The organism is Ornithinimicrobium cerasi, from assembly GCF_003702705.1.
In the GTDB taxonomy this organism is placed as follows: Bacteria; Actinomycetota; Actinomycetes; order Actinomycetales; family Dermatophilaceae; genus Ornithinicoccus; species Ornithinicoccus cerasi.
In genome coordinates, this window is sequence record NZ_QZMN01000001.1 from 188,975 (window position 1) to 204,383 (window position 15,409).

The 15,409-nt window shown below is 74.3% G+C and carries 15 protein-coding genes; 10 read left to right on the top strand and 5 right to left on the bottom strand.

Annotated features, from left to right (window positions below; genetic code table 11):
• Positions 1-46: 46 nt before the first annotated feature.
• On the bottom strand, positions 47-1,885 hold the full coding sequence (locus D4B81_RS00910; RefSeq protein ID WP_237565732.1) for an AMP-dependent synthetase/ligase: 1,839 nt from the start codon (positions 1,883-1,885) through the stop codon (positions 47-49).
• Positions 1,886-2,037: 152 nt separating this feature from the next.
• Here D4B81_RS00910 and D4B81_RS00915 point away from each other — a divergent pair, with 152 nt between their 5' ends.
• Genes D4B81_RS00915 through D4B81_RS00925 form a run of 3 tightly spaced genes read left to right on the top strand, consistent with a single transcriptional unit; the run spans position 2,038 to position 4,738 of the window.
• Entirely contained in the window at positions 2,038-3,021 is a 984-nt protein-coding gene (locus D4B81_RS00915) for an ROK family glucokinase (protein ID WP_122260656.1), read from the top strand.
• Complete coding sequence (locus tag D4B81_RS00920) at positions 3,018-4,019, top strand: ROK family glucokinase (RefSeq protein ID WP_122260657.1); 1,002 nt, start codon at positions 3,018-3,020, stop codon at positions 4,017-4,019. Before D4B81_RS00915 ends, D4B81_RS00920 begins: the two co-directional genes overlap by 4 nt.
• 11 nt (positions 4,020-4,030) lie before the next feature.
• Complete coding sequence (locus D4B81_RS00925) at positions 4,031-4,738, top strand: endonuclease/exonuclease/phosphatase family protein (protein ID WP_161964943.1); 708 nt, start codon at positions 4,031-4,033, stop codon at positions 4,736-4,738.
• Positions 4,739-4,782: 44 nt separating this feature from the next.
• Here the strand turns inward: D4B81_RS00925 and D4B81_RS00930 are convergent, their stop codons facing one another.
• Complete coding sequence (locus D4B81_RS00930; RefSeq protein ID WP_122260659.1) at positions 4,783-5,274, bottom strand: hypothetical protein; 492 nt, start codon at positions 5,272-5,274, stop codon at positions 4,783-4,785.
• A gap of 97 nt (positions 5,275-5,371) precedes the next feature.
• Here D4B81_RS00930 and D4B81_RS00935 point away from each other — a divergent pair, with 97 nt between their 5' ends.
• Genes D4B81_RS00935 through D4B81_RS00950 form a run of 4 tightly spaced genes read left to right on the top strand, consistent with a single transcriptional unit; the run spans position 5,372 to position 9,197 of the window.
• Positions 5,372-6,169: a lysophospholipid acyltransferase family protein gene (locus D4B81_RS00935; protein WP_122260660.1), complete on the top strand. Its 798-nt coding sequence runs from the start codon at positions 5,372-5,374 to the stop codon at positions 6,167-6,169.
• A gap of 5 nt (positions 6,170-6,174) precedes the next feature.
• Positions 6,175-7,545, top strand: a complete 1,371-nt coding sequence (locus D4B81_RS00940; RefSeq protein WP_122260661.1) for a class II 3-deoxy-7-phosphoheptulonate synthase — start codon at positions 6,175-6,177, stop codon at positions 7,543-7,545.
• Positions 7,546-8,592, top strand: a complete 1,047-nt coding sequence (locus D4B81_RS00945; protein ID WP_122260662.1) for a threonine aldolase family protein — start codon at positions 7,546-7,548, stop codon at positions 8,590-8,592.
• Between the two features lie 14 nt (positions 8,593-8,606).
• A complete protein-coding gene (locus tag D4B81_RS00950) occupies positions 8,607-9,197 on the top strand; it encodes a molybdopterin-dependent oxidoreductase (protein WP_122260663.1) in 591 nt (196 codons plus the stop codon).
• Here D4B81_RS00950 and pknB read toward each other — a convergent pair whose 3' ends face one another.
• Complete coding sequence (pknB, locus tag D4B81_RS00955; protein ID WP_122260664.1) at positions 9,198-11,219, bottom strand: Stk1 family PASTA domain-containing Ser/Thr kinase; 2,022 nt, start codon at positions 11,217-11,219, stop codon at positions 9,198-9,200.
• Positions 11,220-11,290: 71 nt separating this feature from the next.
• Positions 11,291-12,562: a lytic transglycosylase domain-containing protein gene (locus D4B81_RS00960; protein ID WP_122260665.1), complete on the bottom strand. Its 1,272-nt coding sequence runs from the start codon at positions 12,560-12,562 to the stop codon at positions 11,291-11,293.
• A gap of 188 nt (positions 12,563-12,750) precedes the next feature.
• Here D4B81_RS00960 and D4B81_RS00965 point away from each other — a divergent pair, with 188 nt between their 5' ends.
• On the top strand, positions 12,751-13,113 hold the full coding sequence (locus tag D4B81_RS00965) for an Rv2175c family DNA-binding protein (protein WP_202613512.1): 363 nt from the start codon (positions 12,751-12,753) through the stop codon (positions 13,111-13,113).
• Between the two features lie 34 nt (positions 13,114-13,147).
• Here D4B81_RS00965 and D4B81_RS00970 read toward each other — a convergent pair whose 3' ends face one another.
• Positions 13,148-14,239, bottom strand: coding sequence for a polyprenyl synthetase family protein (locus D4B81_RS00970; protein ID WP_122260666.1), 1,092 nt, complete (start codon positions 14,237-14,239; stop codon positions 13,148-13,150).
• A 301-nt stretch (positions 14,240-14,540) separates the two neighbouring features.
• On the opposite strand from D4B81_RS00970, the gene D4B81_RS00975 reads away from it, so the two are divergent.
• On the top strand, positions 14,541-14,879 hold the full coding sequence (locus D4B81_RS00975; protein WP_122260667.1) for a DUF6504 family protein: 339 nt from the start codon (positions 14,541-14,543) through the stop codon (positions 14,877-14,879).
• Positions 14,880-14,955: 76 nt separating this feature from the next.
• A complete protein-coding gene (locus D4B81_RS00980) occupies positions 14,956-15,408 on the top strand; it encodes an SAV_6107 family HEPN domain-containing protein (RefSeq protein ID WP_122260668.1) in 453 nt (150 codons plus the stop codon).
• Position 15,409 lies beyond the last annotated feature (1 nt).

Below are 15,409 nucleotides of genomic sequence, written 5' to 3' on the forward strand. Positions count from 1 at the left end.
GCCCGGAGGCGGACCGGCGGGTTCGGCCGGCCGTCGCGGTGGACCGTCAGCGACGGTCGTACACGGCCTCGATCCGGTCGTGCAGGACCTCGGTGATCCGGCTGCGCTTGAGCTTCATCGACGGGGTCAGCAGACCGTTCTCCGTGGTGAAGTCCTCCTCGAGGATGTCGAAGGAACGGATCGACTCCGCGCGGCTCACCGAGGAGTTGGCCTCGTCGACAGCGGCCTGGATCTCCTCACGGACAGCGTCGTGGGTGCTGGCGGCAGCCGGGGTGAGGTCCGACAGCCCCCTGCTGGCGGCCCAGGTCGTGAGCATGTCGGTGTCCAGGGTGACGAGCGCGGCCACGAACGGTCGTCCCTCACCCACCACCATGCACTGGGAGATCAGGGGGTGGGCCCGCAGACGGTCCTCCAGCGGCCCGGGGGAGACGTTCTTGCCGCCGGCGGTGACGAGGACCTCCTTGGTCCGTCCGGTGATGCGCAGGAACCCGTCGTCGTCGAGCTGGCCGAGGTCCCCGGTGCGGAACCACCCGTCCTTGAGCGCGGCGTCGGTGGCCTCGGGGTTGCCGAAGTAGCCCGCGAAGACGTTCACCCCCCGGACGAGCACCTCCCCGTCGTCCTCGACCCGCACCCCGACCCCCGGGAGCGGGCGGCCGACTGTGCCGATCCGGATCATGTCCGGCGTGTTGACGGTGGCGGGGGCGGTCGTCTCGGTCAGGCCGTACCCCTCGAGCACGACAAGTCCTACCCCGCGGTAGAAGTGCCCGAGCCGCTCTCCGAGAGCGGCGCCGCCGGAGATGGCGTAGCGGACCCGCCCTCCCATGGCGGCCCGAAGCCGCGAGTAGACGAGGCGGTCCGCCACGGCGTGCCGGGCCCGCAGGGCCAGGCCGGGTCCACCCCTGTCCAGGGCGCGGCTGTAGTCACCGGCGACCCGGGCGGCCCAGCGGAAGGCCCTGCCCCGCCCGGCGGCCTCCGCCTTCTGCTCGGAGGCGTTGTAGATCTTCTCGAAGACCCGCGGCACCGACAGCAGGAAGGTCGGCCGGAAGGTCGCCAGGTCTGCCAGCACAGTGCTCGGGTCGGAGGTGTGGCCCACCCGCACGCCCGCCTGCACGGCGAGCACCTGCACCAGCCGGGCGAAGACGTGGGCCAGGGGCAGGAACATCAGCGTGGAGCTGCCGGGCTGTCGGACGACCTCGGCCAGCCGTTCCGCCGCGTTCTCGGAAAGGGCCATGAAGTTGCCGTGCGTGAGCTCGCAGCCCTTCGGCTCGCCCGTCGTGCCCGAGGTGTAGATGAGCGTCGCCAGGTCGGTCCGGCTCACCCCCCGTCGACGCCGGTCGACCTCCTCGGCGTCCACCTCGGCACCAGCTGCCACCAGCTCATCGAGGGCCCCCGCCTCGATCTGCCAGACGTCTCGCAGCCCGCTCAGACCTTCCCGGAGGGAGGAGACGAGGGCGGTGAGCGCCTGGTCCTCGACGATGGCCGCGACCGCCCCCGAGTCGCGCAGGATCATCTCCACCTGGGAGCGGGAGCTCGTCTCGTACACCGGGACCGGGACCGCGCCCACCGTCCACAGCGCGAAGTCCGCGAGGACCCACTCGAGCCGGGTGCGGCTGATGATGGCCACCCGGTCGCCGACCTCGATGCCGGCTGCGAGGAACCCCCTGGCCAGGGACCGGACCTGCGCGTCGAGGTCGGCCGCGCTCAGGTCTCGCCACTGCCCGTCCTCCTGCACGCTCATCATCACGCGGCCGGGCTCGCGCTCGGCCCACCCCACGACGTAGTCGGCGATGTTGCCGTCGGGGGAGGGCGGGACGAGGGGCGGGACGGAGATCTCGGGCACGGCGGGCTCCAGGGGACGGTCGGGGAGGGTCGCGAGCGACCTCACGATACCGTCGGGCAGTCCGGTGCCCCGTGGCCGGGCGCGCCGGGGCGGGAGCGCCGCCGGCGCGTGGACGGCATACTGCAGGGGACGGGTGACGTCCGGTCACCGCCGACCGCGGTGCCGGTCATCGGCACCCACCAGGGAGGAGCTGCCCCATGAGCCTGTGCCTCGGCGTCGACATCGGCGGGACGAAGATCGCGGCGAGCGCCGTCGCGCCCGACGGGACCATCCTGGCCAGGGCGCGACGGGAGAGCCCGGCCCAGGACGCGGACCGGATCGAGCGCACGGTCGCGGACCTGGTGGAGGAGCTGACGGCCCAGGTCTCCGGGTCGGGGGAGCAGGTCGTGGCCGTCGGGGTGGCGTGCGCGGGGTTCATCGACCGGCACGGCGAGAGCGTCGTCTTCGCCCCCAACCTGGCCTGGCGGGACGAGCCGGTCAAGGCGCACCTGGAGGCGCTCACCGGGTTGCCGGTCACCGTGGAGAACGACGCCAACGCCGCGGCGTGGGGCGAGTACCGGTTCGGCGCCGGGCGAGGGGTCCACGACCTGCTCCTCGTCACGCTCGGCACCGGCGTCGGCGGGGGCATCGTCACGGACGGCCACCTGGTGCGAGGGGCGCACGGCTTCGGCGCCGAGGTCGGGCACCTGCGGGTCGTCCCGGACGGGCTGAGGTGCGGCTGCGGGAACACCGGGTGCTGGGAGATGTATGCCTCCGGCAGCGCCCTGGTGCGCGAGGCCAGGGCGGTGGTCGCCGGTGGTGGCGCGCACGCCGCATACCTGGCGGGGCTGTGCGGTGAGGACCCCGAGGAGCTGGACGGCGTCATGGTGACCGAGGCGGCACGGGCGGGGGACCCCGCCGCGGTCGAGGTCCTCGAGACGGTGGGCCGCTGGACCGGCGAGGGGCTCGCGAGCCTGGCGGCCGTCCTCGACCCCGGGTGCGTCGTCGTCGGGGGAGGGGTGAGCCAGGCCGGGGACCTCGTGCTCCGACCTGCCCGCGAGGCGTTCGCGCGGCACCTCACCGGCCGTGGTCACCGGCCGACCCCGCCGGTGGTCGTGGCCGAGCTCGGCAACGACGCCGGCATGGTCGGCGCCGCCGACCTCGCCGCCCGCGCCGTCGGCGCGGGACCGTCGGGGCGGTGAGCCCGGCTCCGACCGCGCCCAGGGCGGAGAAGGGGGACGACCCCTCGCTCGTGGTGGGGGTGGACGTCGGCGGCACCCACGTCAAGGCGGGCCTGGTCACCGCGACGGGGGACGTCCTCGGGCTGACCCGCACCGACACGTCCCGCTCCTCCGAGGGGCTCGTCGACGTCGTCGTGGGGGTCGTGGACGGGCTGCTCACGGCGGCGCGGGGCCGCCAGGTCGTCGCAGTCGGCGTCGGTGCGGCGGGGCTGGTCGACCACGCGCGGGGTGTCGTCGTCCTGGCTCCGCACCTGCCGTGGCGCGACGAGCCCCTGCGCGACCGGCTCGAGGGACGTCTGCGACTTCCGGTCGTCGTCGACAACGACGCCAACGCCGCGGCGCGGGCGGAGCACCGCTTCGGTGCCGGGCGGGGCGAGCCGGACCTGCTGCTGGTCACCCTGGGCACCGGCATCGGGGGCGCCCACCTCGTCGACGGTCGGGTGCAGCGGGGCCGGCACGGGCTGGCGGGGGAGTACGGCCACATGACGGTCGTCCCCGACGGCCGGGCGTGCCCGTGCGGCCGGCGCGGGTGCTGGGAGCAGTACGCGTCCGGCTCGGTGCTGGGTCGAGCCGCGGAGGACCTGGTGCGGCAGGGCCGGCCGGGGACGACGATGTTGCGCGAGCTGTGCGGGGGTGACGCGGCGCGGCTGCGGGGGGAGCACGTGACCCGCGCCGGGCTGGCCGGCGACCCGCTGGCGGCGGACCTGCTCGCGGAGGTCGGCCGGTGGCTCGGTCACGGGCTGGCCAACCTCACCTCGGCCCTCGACCCCGGCGTCGTCGTGGTGGGCGGTGGCGTCGTCGCGGCGGGCGACCTCCTGCTCGGACCGGCCCGGCGCGCGCTCGCCGAGCGGCTGCCCGGCACCGGTCACCGTCCTGTCCCCCCGGTGCGGCCCGCTCTCCTCGGCAACACCGCAGGGCTGGTCGGGGCCGCCGACCTCGCGCGGGAGGCGGGTGGGTAAGGATGGGCGCCATGTCCCCCAGCCCCACCCCGTCGTCACCCCTGCGCGTCGCCAGCTACAACCTTCGAGGGCTCAAGGACGACCCGCGCAGCGCCGCCGCCGTGGTGCGGGCGGTCGATCCCGACGTCCTCCTGCTCCAGGAGGTCCCGCGCTACCCGGGGTCCAGCTACGCCATCGCGGCCCTCGCCCGCGACTGCGGGCTGCTCTGGTCGGGTCGCACGCGGCTGGTGAGCGGGACCAGCCTGATGACGAACCTGCGGGTCGAGTCCTCCGACTCCCAGGACCGCCGGCTGCGGGTCGGTCTGCGGGAGAACCCACGGAGCTACACCCTGGCCTCGGTGCGCCGGACCGGCGGACCCTGGGTCACGGTCGTGTCGGTGCACCTCTCGCTCGACGGTGACCAACGGGTCGAGCACGTTCGCACGGTGCTCGGCGAGGTCCAGGAGGACCCTCAGGTCCCGCGGAGCGGACCGCTCGTCCTGGGCGGCGACCTCAACGAGAGCGCGGACGGCCCGGCCTGGCGCCTGGTCGCCGACCAGCTGGTCGAGGTCAGTGACGACCGGCCCACGTTCCCTGCCGCCCGCCCGCACCGGCGGATCGACGCCCTGTTCAGCCGCGGTCACGCCGGCGTCGTGCCCGGTGACCCCACCCTTCTCGAGGGCCTCGACCTCGCGGCCGCGAGCGACCACGTCCCGGTCTGGGTGGACCTCAGCTTCTGACGGGCCGCCCGGGGGGCCGGACCGGTTCGGCCCGTGCGGGGGTCTCAGACCCTCGCGCCCCAGTCGCCCTCGCCGCGGTGCCGGGGCAGGCGGAGCACGAGCAGCAGGAAGCCGACGAGGGTCAGGACCGCGCCGACCGTCGTCCAGCCGTCGTCGAGCACCGGGAGCACGGCGGAGAGCACGACGAGCAGGGGGCCGAGGACCAGCCCGGCGACGATCGCCCAGAAGTGGAGGTCCCCGGCCGGCAGCGGTGGCGGGGGAGGCGGGACGAAGTGGTCGTCGTCCTCGCTCTCCGGCGGCGAGTAGGAACGGTGGTCGGTCGCCATCCCCTCCGGCGTGCGGAGGCCCTCGGCACGGGCGACGGGGCGGCCCGGTGCGGCCGACGTGGGCTCGGCCGGTGCCGCCTCGCCCGGGTCGGCCTGGCGCCCGCCCTCGCCCGGCACGGGGCGCTCGGGCCCCCGCAGCCCCTCGACGATCTCGCGGAAGCGCCGGTCGATCTCCTCGGGGTCGTGCCGGTCCTGAGGCGGCTGGCTCACGAGAGTCATCCTCGCACGTCGCGGGAGTAGAGTTCGGGGCGACCGTTCCGACCGTGGACGCGCTCCGCCTCCGGCGGACGCAGGAGGACTGAGGCCCGTGCTCTACTGGATCCTCAAGCATCTCGTCGTCGGTCCGCCGGTGCGGCTCGTCTTCCGGCCCAGGGTCGAGGGTCTGCACCACATCCCTGCCGAGGGCCCGGCGATCCTGGCGAGCAACCACCTCAGCTTCTCCGACTCGATCTTCCTGCCCCTCGTGGTGAGCCGTCGGATCACCTTCCCGGCGAAGGCCGAGTACTTCACCGGACCCGGGGTCAAGGGCTGGATGACCAAGCAGTTCTTCTCCCTCACCGGGCAGATCCCCATCGACCGGGCCGGGGGGTCCGCGTCGATGGCGGCGCTGGAGAAGGGGCTGGAGGTGCTCCGGGAGGGGGAGCTGTTCGGGATCTACCCGGAGGGGACCCGTTCCCCGGACGGGCGCCTCTACCGCGGCAAGACGGGTATGGCGCGGCTCGCCCTCGAGGCGGACGTCCCGATCATCCCCTGCGCGATGATCGACACCGACAAGGCCCAGCCGACCGGGCAGAAGATCCCGAACATCGTCCGGGTGGGGGTCCGGATCGGCCCGCCGCTGGCCTACCCCGAGCACGCCGGCCAGACCGACCGCCACGAGGTGCTGCGCCAGATCACCGACGACGTCATGCGCGAGCTGCAGCGGCTCTCGGGCCAGGAGTACGTCGACGAGTACGCCGCAACGGTCAAGGAGCGGCTGGCATCCCGGGCACGCTCCGGGCTGGAGCACGCCAAGGAGGGACTGCACCACGCGCGGGAGGGGATCGACAACGCGCGCGACCGGCTGACGCCGCGTCAGAAGGGCTCTGACCGGGAACTACGATAGGACGGGTGAGCACCGACACCACCGGCCTGTCCGCAGCCGCCGGGCCCGACATCGACTGGCCAGACCTGCCCGCCCGTCAGCAGCCCACCTGGCTCGACCCCGCCGAGCTCGCCCAGGTCCTGTCGGTGCTCTCGACCTATCCGCCCCTCGTCTTCGCCGGCGAGTGCGACCTGCTGCGCAGCCGGATGGCGGCCGTCAGCGAGGGCCGGGCGTTCACGCTGCAGGGCGGTGACTGCGCCGAGACCCTCGCGGACGTCACCGGCCCCAACATCCGCGACCGGATCAAGACCATCCTGCAGATGGCCGTCGTCCTCACCTACGGCGCCGGGATGCCGATCGTCAAGGTCGGCCGGATGGCCGGCCAGTTCGCCAAGCCGCGAAGCGCCGACGCCGAGACCCGCGGCGGGGTGACGCTCCCGGCCTACCGGGGGGACATGGTCAACGGCTTCGAGTTCACCCCCGAGGCGCGCCGGCACGACCCGGGTCGGCTCCTGCAGGCCTACCACGCCAGCTCGGCGACCCTCAACCTCGTCCGCGGCTTCACGAGCGGCGGCTTCGCCGACCTGCGCAGCGTGCACGCCTGGAACAAGGGGTTCATCCAGGGCCCCGCGCAGGCACGCTACGAGCAGATGGCCTACCAGATCGACCGCGCCGTGCGCTTCCTCGAGGCCTCCGGCGTCGCGGACGCCGAGGAGATGCGTCGGGTGGAGTTCTTCTCCGCCCACGAGGCGCTCGTCCTCGACTACGAGCGCCCGATGGTGCGGCGCGACCACCGCACCGGACTGCTCTACGACACCTCCAGCCACTTCGTCTGGGTCGGTGAGCGCACCCGGGAGCTGGACGGCGCGCACATCGACTTCGTCTCCCGCGTCCGCAACCCGGTCGGGGTCAAGCTGGGCCCGGGCGCCGACCGCGACACGGTCCTGCGGCTGATGGACAAGGTGGACCCCGAGCGCGAGCCGGGCCGGCTGACGTTCATCACCCGGATGGGTGCCTCGACGATCCGCGAGGTGCTGCCGGCGCTCCTGTCCTCCCTCGGCGACGAGGCGCACCGCGTCAGCTGGGTCTGCGACCCCATGCACGGCAACACCTTCACCTCGCCCAGCGGGCACAAGACGCGGCGCTTCGAGGACGTGGTCGAGGAGGTGCGCGGCTTCTTCACCGCGCACGAGGAGGTCGGCACCCACCCCGGCGGCATCCACGTCGAGCTCACCGGCAACGACGTGACCGAGTGCGTCGGCGGCACCTCCTCGACCATCGACCTCGACGACCTGGGGCTGCGCTACGAGACGCTGTGCGACCCGCGGCTCAACCACCAGCAGAGCCTGGAGCTCGCCTTCGTCGTGGCCGAGATGCTCGAGCGGAACGGGCGCTAGATGGCGGTCGTCGCCGACCTGCGCTCCGACACCCTCACCCGTCCCACGGCGGCCATGCGCGCCGCGATGGTGGACGCCGAGGTCGGGGACGACGTCTACGGCGAGGACCCCACGGTCGTCGCCCTGGAGCGGCGGGTCGCGGACCTGCTCGGCCACGAGGCCGCCCTGTTCATGCCCACCGGGTCGATGGCCAACCAGGTCGGCCTGCGCCTGCACGCCGGTCCCGGTCAGGAGGTCATCACCGACTCGCTGGCCCACGTCCTGCGCGCGGAGCTCGGCGCCGCGGCGGCATACTCCGGTATCACCACGCGCAGCTGGGTGGCCGGGCGTGGCCGGCTGGACGTGGACGCGGCCCTGGCGATGATGGTGCCCGACGGCGGTCTCTACCAGGTGAGCACCGCCTGCGTCGTCGTCGAGAACACCCACAACTTCGGCGGCGGCACCGTGCAGCCGCTGGCCGACCTGCGCAGGCTGCGGGAGGCCACGGCCGAGGTGGGCGTGCGCGTCCACCTCGACGGCGCGCGGCTGTGGAACGCCTCCGTCGCCACCGGTGTCGCCCTCTCGGACTACGGGTCCTGCGCGGACACCGTCTCGGTGTGCCTGAGCAAGGGGCTGGGTGCGCCCGTCGGCTCGGTCCTGGCCGCGGACGCCGCGCGGATCCAGCAGGCCCGGGTATGGCGCAAGCGTCTCGGGGGCGGCATGCGGCAGGTCGGCCTCCTGGCGGCGGCCGGGCTGCACGCGCTCGACCACCACGTGGACCGGCTGGCGCACGACCACGCCCGGGCCCGTCGGGCGGCGGAGTCGCTGGCGGCCGTGGCCCCGGGGGTCGTCGACCCGACGGACGTGCACACCAACATCCTCGTCCTCGACGTGTCCGCCGCCGGCTGGTCCGCCGGCGAGCTGGTGGCGCGGGCCGGTGAGGCGGGGGTTATGGGCTACCCCACCGACCCACGGCACGCTCGCTACGTGTGGCACCTCGACGTCGACGACCCGATGACCGACCACGCCGTCGCGGTCCTGGGGGAGCTCCTCGGGTCGCGGGCCTGAGGAAGCCGGACACCGTGACGGAGGGGGAGACGGAGGGGCCGCCGCTGCCGCCCGGGCAGCGTCGCGCGCCCCGGTGGCGACCGTCCACCTACGGACGGGTGCCGCGGCTCGACCCCGAGGCGTGGACCCTCACCGTGACCGGGGCGACGCGGGGCGGGGGCGTCCACGTGCTGGACCGCGACGACCTGGACCCGCTCGGCACCGTCGAGGTCGGTGCCGGGCTGCACTGCGTGGACCGGCACTCGGTGACCGGGCTGCGCTGGTCCGGCTGGCGCCTCCGCGACGTCGTTGCGATCGCGCCGCCCCAGGAGGGCGTCGAGCACGTCCTCCTCGTGGCGGCGCGGGGTTATGCCGCGGCCGTGCTCGTCGAGGACCTGCTCCACCCCGACGCGCTCCTCGCGACGCACGTCGACGGCGAGCCGCTGACCCCTGAGCACGGGTGGCCGGTCCGGGTGGTGCTGCCGCACCTCTACGGCTTCAAGGGGCCGAAGTGGGTCGTCGAGGTCGTCTACTCCCACGAGCGCCCGCAGGGCTACTGGGAGTCGCACGGCTACCACCCGCGGGGTCGGGTCGCGCTCGAGGAGCGCTGGGCCTACCAGGCCTGACTACACGACCGCCAGCACGATCTCGGTGCCGCGCGGGACCTGCTCGCCGGGCTCGATCGACTGCTCGCGCACCGTCCCGAAGAACCCTCCGCGCACGTCCTCACGCACCACGACCAGGCCGAGGTCGGTGAGCTCCTCCTCCGCCCGGGTGTACTGGCGGCCGACCACGTCCGGGACCTCGACCAGCTCCGGCCCGTCGGAGACGACCAGGCGCACCGTGGACCCGCGCTCGACCTGCCCCGGGCCCGGTGCCTGGCTCACCACCGACCCCTCCGGCACCGCGTCGTCGTTCACGCGGGTCGGGTCGACCTCGACGTCGAGCCCCGCCCCGGTGAGGAGTGCGGTCGCCTCGGCCTCGGACCGGCCGGTGACGTCGGGGACGTCCACCGGTGCCGGGCCGTCACTGACGACCAGGGTCACAGGCGTCCCGGGCGGCAGGGGGGTGCCGGCGGCCGGGTCCGTGCGCACCACCACGCCGCGCGGCACGGTGTCGCTGAACTCCGGGATCTCCTCCCCGGCCAACAGCCGCTCGGCCTCCAGCTGGGCCCGCGCGTCCCCGGCGGGCAACCCGTCCAGGCGCGGGACGGCATACCTCTCGGGGCCCTGGGAGACGACGAGCGTGACGTCGGTGCCGTGCCGCAGCACCGTGCCGGGTGCCTGGTCGGCCTCGAGCACCGTGCCGGCGGGCACGTCCTCGGAGTACGCCGGCTCGACGACCGGGTCCAGCTGCTGCGCGTCCAGCGCCGCCCGCGCCTGCTCCTCGGAGAGGGCCACGACGACCGGCATGGGCGAGTGGACCGCCGGCCCGGCGGTGAGGTACCAGTAGCCGAAGCCGCCCGCGGCGAGAAGGAGCAGGAGCAGCAGCCCCAGGACCCAGCCGGCGGCACCGCCACCAGCCCGGCGCTCCCGTGGCGGACGGGCCGGCCCGGCGCCCCGGGATCTCGGGGCCTGGTTGCCGGTGGTGCGCGCGTAGCGGCCGTCGGTGGACCCGACCGGCCGCGCGGGAGTCGCCGGCCCCCGGTCCGGGTCGGGTATGCCGCGCTGGCTCACCGGGAGCGCGCGGGTGGGGGCCGGCCCGGAACCGGTGGGCACCAGCAGCGTGCGGTCGGCGTCGAGGACCGCGACCGGGACGGTGTCCTCGCGCACCGGCGCGGCGTCGAGCTCCGCCGCGGACAGCGACGCGGCCAGCGCCCCGAGGTCGCGCAGGAGGGCCGACCCGTCCTGGGGCCGGTCACCGGGCTCGGAGGCACTGGCGCGCAGGATCAGCCGTTCGACCGCGGCCGGGACCCCGGGCACGAGGTCGCGCACGTGCGGGACGCCCCCGTGGACGTGCTCGTAGGCCACCCGGACCGGGTCCTCACCCGGGAACGCCTTGCGGCCGGTGACCAGCTCGAAGAGGAGCAGGCCGACGGCATACACGTCGGTGCGCGCGTCGGAGGTGTCGTGCTCGACCTGCTCCGGGGCGAGGTAGGCGACGGTGGCCCACAGCATCTCGGTGGTCACCGTGCTGACGCCCTCGATCCGGGCCAGGCCGAAGTCGGCGACCTTGATCGTGCTCCGGCTCCCGTCCCCCCGACCGATGAGGACGTTCTCCGGCTTGACGTCGCGGTGGACCATCCCGACCGCGTGCGCCGCGGCCAGCGCCTCCACGACGGGGGTCAGCAGGCGGAGCGCGGCCCTCGTCGACAGGGGCGCCTCGTCGCGGATGACGTCGCGCAGGGTGCGTCCCTCGACCAGCTCCATCGCGAGGTAGACGGTGCCTGCGTCGTCACCCTGGTCGTAGACGCTGACGATGTGGGGGTGCTGGAGCCGGGCGGCCGCGCGGGCCTCGTGGACGAAGCGCCGGACGAAGGTGTCGTCGCGGGCGAGGTCGCCGCGCATGACCTTGAGGGCGACCGGGCGGTCCAGCCGCAGGTCGCGCGCCCGGTAGACGGTGGCCATCCCACCCCGGGCGAGCTCCCCGTCGACCTGGTACCGGCCGTCCACGACGCGCCCGAGGAGGGGGTCGTCGACGCGGGTCACCCGTCCACTGTACGGAGCGCGGCCGGCGGTTCGCGGGAGGTCGCGGCCGGGTCGGGGTCAGGCGCGCTGCCTCACATCGAGCGCATGTGGTGCTTGATGTTCGCCACGTAGCTGCGGGTGTCGGTGAACAGACCGTGCTGACGGACGCTGGCCAGGCCCTGGTAGTAGCCGCCGACCGCGTGGTCGAACTTGTCCGTCGAGCGCAGCAGCGCCTTCATGATGGCCACGCCCGCCTCGACGTTGTCCTCCGGGTGGAGCAGGTTGAGCTCCCGGCCGACGAGACCGCTGGCCCAGCGTCCCGAGTCCGGGATCACCTGCATGGCGCCGATCGCGTTGGCGGGGGAGACCGCGCGCTGGTTCCAGCCGGACTCCTGGTAGGACAGGGCCAGCATGAGCGTCGGGTCGACCCCGTGCCGCTTGCTGGTGGAGACGATGAGCTTCTTGATCTCGTCCCGCCCGGGCACGGTGGCGGCGGCGAGGTACTCGCGGTTGGCCGCGGCCGAGCGGGCGACGCCGTCGCTGTAGCGGTAGTGCAGGAAGGTGTCGGGGACCTTCTCGCCCGCCTTGTGGTCGCCGATGTTGTGCTCGTCGTAGGGCGTCGTGCGCGGCGCGGGAGCGGACGGGGCGGCGGGGGCGGTGCCGCCGGGGAGCCGCAGCTTCTGGCCCGGGTAGATGTAGGACCCGCTCGAGATGCCGCTGGCCCGCGCGATGGCGGCGACGGTCGTGCCGTGCCGCACGGCGATCCCGGACAGGGTGTCGCCCGCCCGGACGGTGTACGTCCCGCCGGCCGTGGGCGTGGGCGTGGGCGTGGTGGCGCGGGGTGCGGCGGACGGGGCCGACGGTGCGGGCGAGCCCGACGAGGAGCCGGCCCCGGGGATCACGAGCCGCTGGCCCGGGTAGATCAGCCGGGCGTCCTTGATGCCGTTGGCGGAGGCGATGGCCCGGACGGTCGTCCCGTGGCGCAGCGCGATGCCCGAGAGCGTGTCGCCGGCGCGCACCGTGACCGCACCGGCGGCCGGGGCCGGGGGCGCCGGCCGGGAGGTGGTCGCGCTCGGGGGACGCACGGCGGTGGGCGTCGTGGGCTGCGCGGAGGTGGCCTGGGGGATGCGCAGCACCTGACCGGGGATGATCCAGCGGCCGGAGTCCTTGAGGTTGTTCGCCGTGACGAGCGACCGGGTGCTCACGCCGTGCTGGGCCGCGATGTCGTAGACGGTGTCGCCGGAGCGCACGGTGTGCGTGCTGTCGCCGCGGGCCCCCAGGAGCTGGGCGGCGTGCAGCGCCGCCGGGTGGTAGGCCATGGTGGGCAGGTCGGCCGGCGGAAGGGCGGCGAAGATGGGGCTCACAGGACCTCCGGGACATGTGGCTCGAACGGCCGGGCGGCGGGGACTGGTCCGCCCGGTACCTCCGTCGGCCGGTGTGGCTGGAGCAACCGTTGTGTCCCAGGCGACCTGTGAGGCAGGAGGGACACTACCGGCTGGGGGACACTCGCGCCACTGTGACGGCGTGTCGGATATGTGATTGACTAGAGAATGTGGTAAGTGACACCGATGTAATTCCCGACGACCAGTGGTTGGCCGTCCCCGACATCGTCGAGCGCACCGGCGCCCGCCTGACCGAGGTCCGCAGGTGGCTCGCCGACCGCGAGCTGCTCGGCCGGCGTCGTGGCCCCCATCGCGCGGTGATGGTCCCGGCGACGTTCCTGGACGACCACGGGCCCCTGACCTCCCTGCGCGGGACGATCACGGTGCTCAGCGACAACGGCCTGACCGACGACGAGATCATCGAGTGGCTTCATGCCGCCGACGAGACCCTGCAGGGAGGCAGCGCCATCTCCTCGCTGCGCCTGGGCAACAAGTCCGAGGTGCGCCGGCGGGCGCAGGAGCAGGCCTTCTAGCGCGACGGTCCGCGGGGCGCCGAGGGCCTAGGTCCTAGGTCCGGCGCTCGGTGCAGATCGTGACCAGCGCGTCGAGCGCCTCCCGGCCCGCCCCGGTCAGCGCGGTGGTCCCCGCCAGCGCCTCCCGGGCGGCCGTCGCACCCGCCTGGATCATCTGCTCCGTCGCGGCCAGCGCGCCGGAGCCGACGAGCACCTGGCGGCAGGTCTCCACCGTCGTGGCGTCGAGGTCGGGGTCGCCGAGGCTGGCCGAGACCAGCTCCGAGCCCTCCGGGTCGGCCAGCTCCAGGGCGTGGGCGATCAGTGCCGTGAGCTTGCCCTCGCGGAGGTCGTCGCCCGCCGGCTTACCGGTGTGCTCGGGGTCCCCGAAGACCCCCAGCACGTCGTCACGCAGCTGGAAGGCCTCGCCCAGCGCGAGGCCGTAGGCGGTGAGGGCGGCGACCGTCCCCTCGTCCGCGCCGGCGGCCCGGGCGCCGATGAGCAGCGGGTGGCCGACGGAGTACTGCGCGCTCTTGTAGCGGATCACGACCCGGGACCGCTCGACGCGCTCGGCATACCCCAGGTCCGCCCAGCCCTGCGCGCCCTCGAGCACGTCGAGGTACTGGCCACCCATGAGCTGCGTGCGCATCCGGTCGAACTGGGGCCGGGCCCTGCGCAGCGCCTCGACGGGCAGCCCGCTGGTGCTGAAGACCTCGTCGGTCCAGCTCAGGCACAGGTCGCCGGCGAGGATGGCCGCGGCGTGGCCGAAGCGTTCCGGGTCGCCGTTCCAGCTCCGTCGTTCGTGCTCAGCGGCGAAGGCGCGGTGCGCGGTCGGCCGACCACGGCGCAGGTCGCTGTTGTCCATGACGTCGTCGTGGAGCAGCGCGGAGGCCTGGAAGATCTCCATCGCGCTCCCGGCCCGGACGGCTGCCTCGTCGTCCTCCCCGCCGCACGCGCGCCAGCCCCAGTAGAGGAAAGCGGCGCGCAGCCGCTTGCCCCCCGAGAGCAGCTCGGCGACCGCCTGGACGAGGGGTCCCATGGGCGGCCCCAGGTCGGAGAGCACCTCTCGCTGGTGGTCCAGGTGCAGGTCCAGGGCCCGCTGGACCCGGGCGCGCAGGTCGACGCCGTCCAGCGGGTCGGGGTGGGGCACGGGTGCTCCTCGGGCAGGGGTTGGGGCCGGCCGCAGATGGGCCTGCTGCCTGCGTCGAGCCTATCCCGGTGGAGTGAGCGGCGGGACGGGCGCACGAGGTGCGCCGGCCCGGGCCATCCCCTCCCTGGCCCGGGCCGCTCCCATCATGGCGCGACGGGTGCATCGGGTCGGGCGTCCGTCCACAGGGGCAGGGCGGGGGTTGAACCCTGTCGGTGCTGGATCGTACAGTTGTTCTAGTCGAACATATTTTCGATTCCGCCGGGCGGGGACGCGTGTGCGGTGCTGAGCGAGGAGGCCGGGCATGAGCAGGCGGTACCAGGAACAGGTGGAGGTCAGGCTCGGGGACCCGGTCGAGCACCGGGTGCGTCTGGAGCCTGGGTGGCGGCGGGGGACCCGGACCATGGCCGAGGTGCCCACCCTCTTCCTCTGGCAGGGGCGGGTGCACGTCGTGCGAGGCGTGCTGGCCCAGTGGACGCAGAGGCTGCCCTGGTGGCGGGACCTGGGCGCCGGCAGCACCGACGCGGACTCCCTGGAGCAGGAGGTGTGGCGCGTCGAGGCCAGCGCCGGCCGGACCCACGAGATGGGGGTCTACGACCTGGTCCACGGAGGGCGGTGGCTCCTGGAACGGGTCAGCGACTGAGCCCACCCCGAGGAGCACCGGGCCGGGCGAGCACCCAGCAGGACGAGCGCAGCATCACCGACGACGGAGGACACCCATGAGCACCACCACCACCCAGGCACCCGCCGCGGGTCCGGGCGGGCCGGTCGGCACCGTCCTGGACCTGCTCGAACGTTCGCGGGGCGGGTTGCTCGTGGCCTGCCACAGCAGCACCGCGTCCGAGCGCTACACCCAGGCGCACCTCGCCGCCCTGCGCGCCGGGGCGGCGCTCCTCGCGGCCCGCAGCGCGCCCAGCCGGCGGGCCCGCCCGCGGAGCGTCTGGGAGGTCCTGCCCACGGTCGCCCCGGAGCTGACCGAGTGGGCGGTCTTCTTCGCCGAGTCGGGCCGTCGTCGGCTCGCGCTGGAGCGCGGGTCGACAGCCGTGACCGCACGCGATGCTGACGACCTCGTCCGTGCCGGCGAACGCTTCCTGGAGCTGGTCCGGGGGACGTTGCACCTGCCCTGCGGCTCACCGCTGCCGGCGGAGCTGACCCCGGTGGGTCGGGGTTGAC

Coding starts and splice junctions, on each gene's coding strand:
- D4B81_RS00925 (WP_161964943.1), top strand. CDS start 4,031: ATGTCCCCCAGCCCCACCCCGTCGTCACCCCTGCGCGTCGCCAGCTAC.
- D4B81_RS00980 (WP_122260668.1), top strand. CDS start 14,956: ATGAGCACCACCACCACCCAGGCACCCGCCGCGGGTCCGGGCGGGCCG.
- D4B81_RS00975 (WP_122260667.1), top strand. CDS start 14,541: ATGAGCAGGCGGTACCAGGAACAGGTGGAGGTCAGGCTCGGGGACCCG.
- D4B81_RS00945 (WP_122260662.1), top strand. CDS start 7,546: ATGGCGGTCGTCGCCGACCTGCGCTCCGACACCCTCACCCGTCCCACG.
- D4B81_RS00915 (WP_122260656.1), top strand. CDS start 2,038: ATGAGCCTGTGCCTCGGCGTCGACATCGGCGGGACGAAGATCGCGGCG.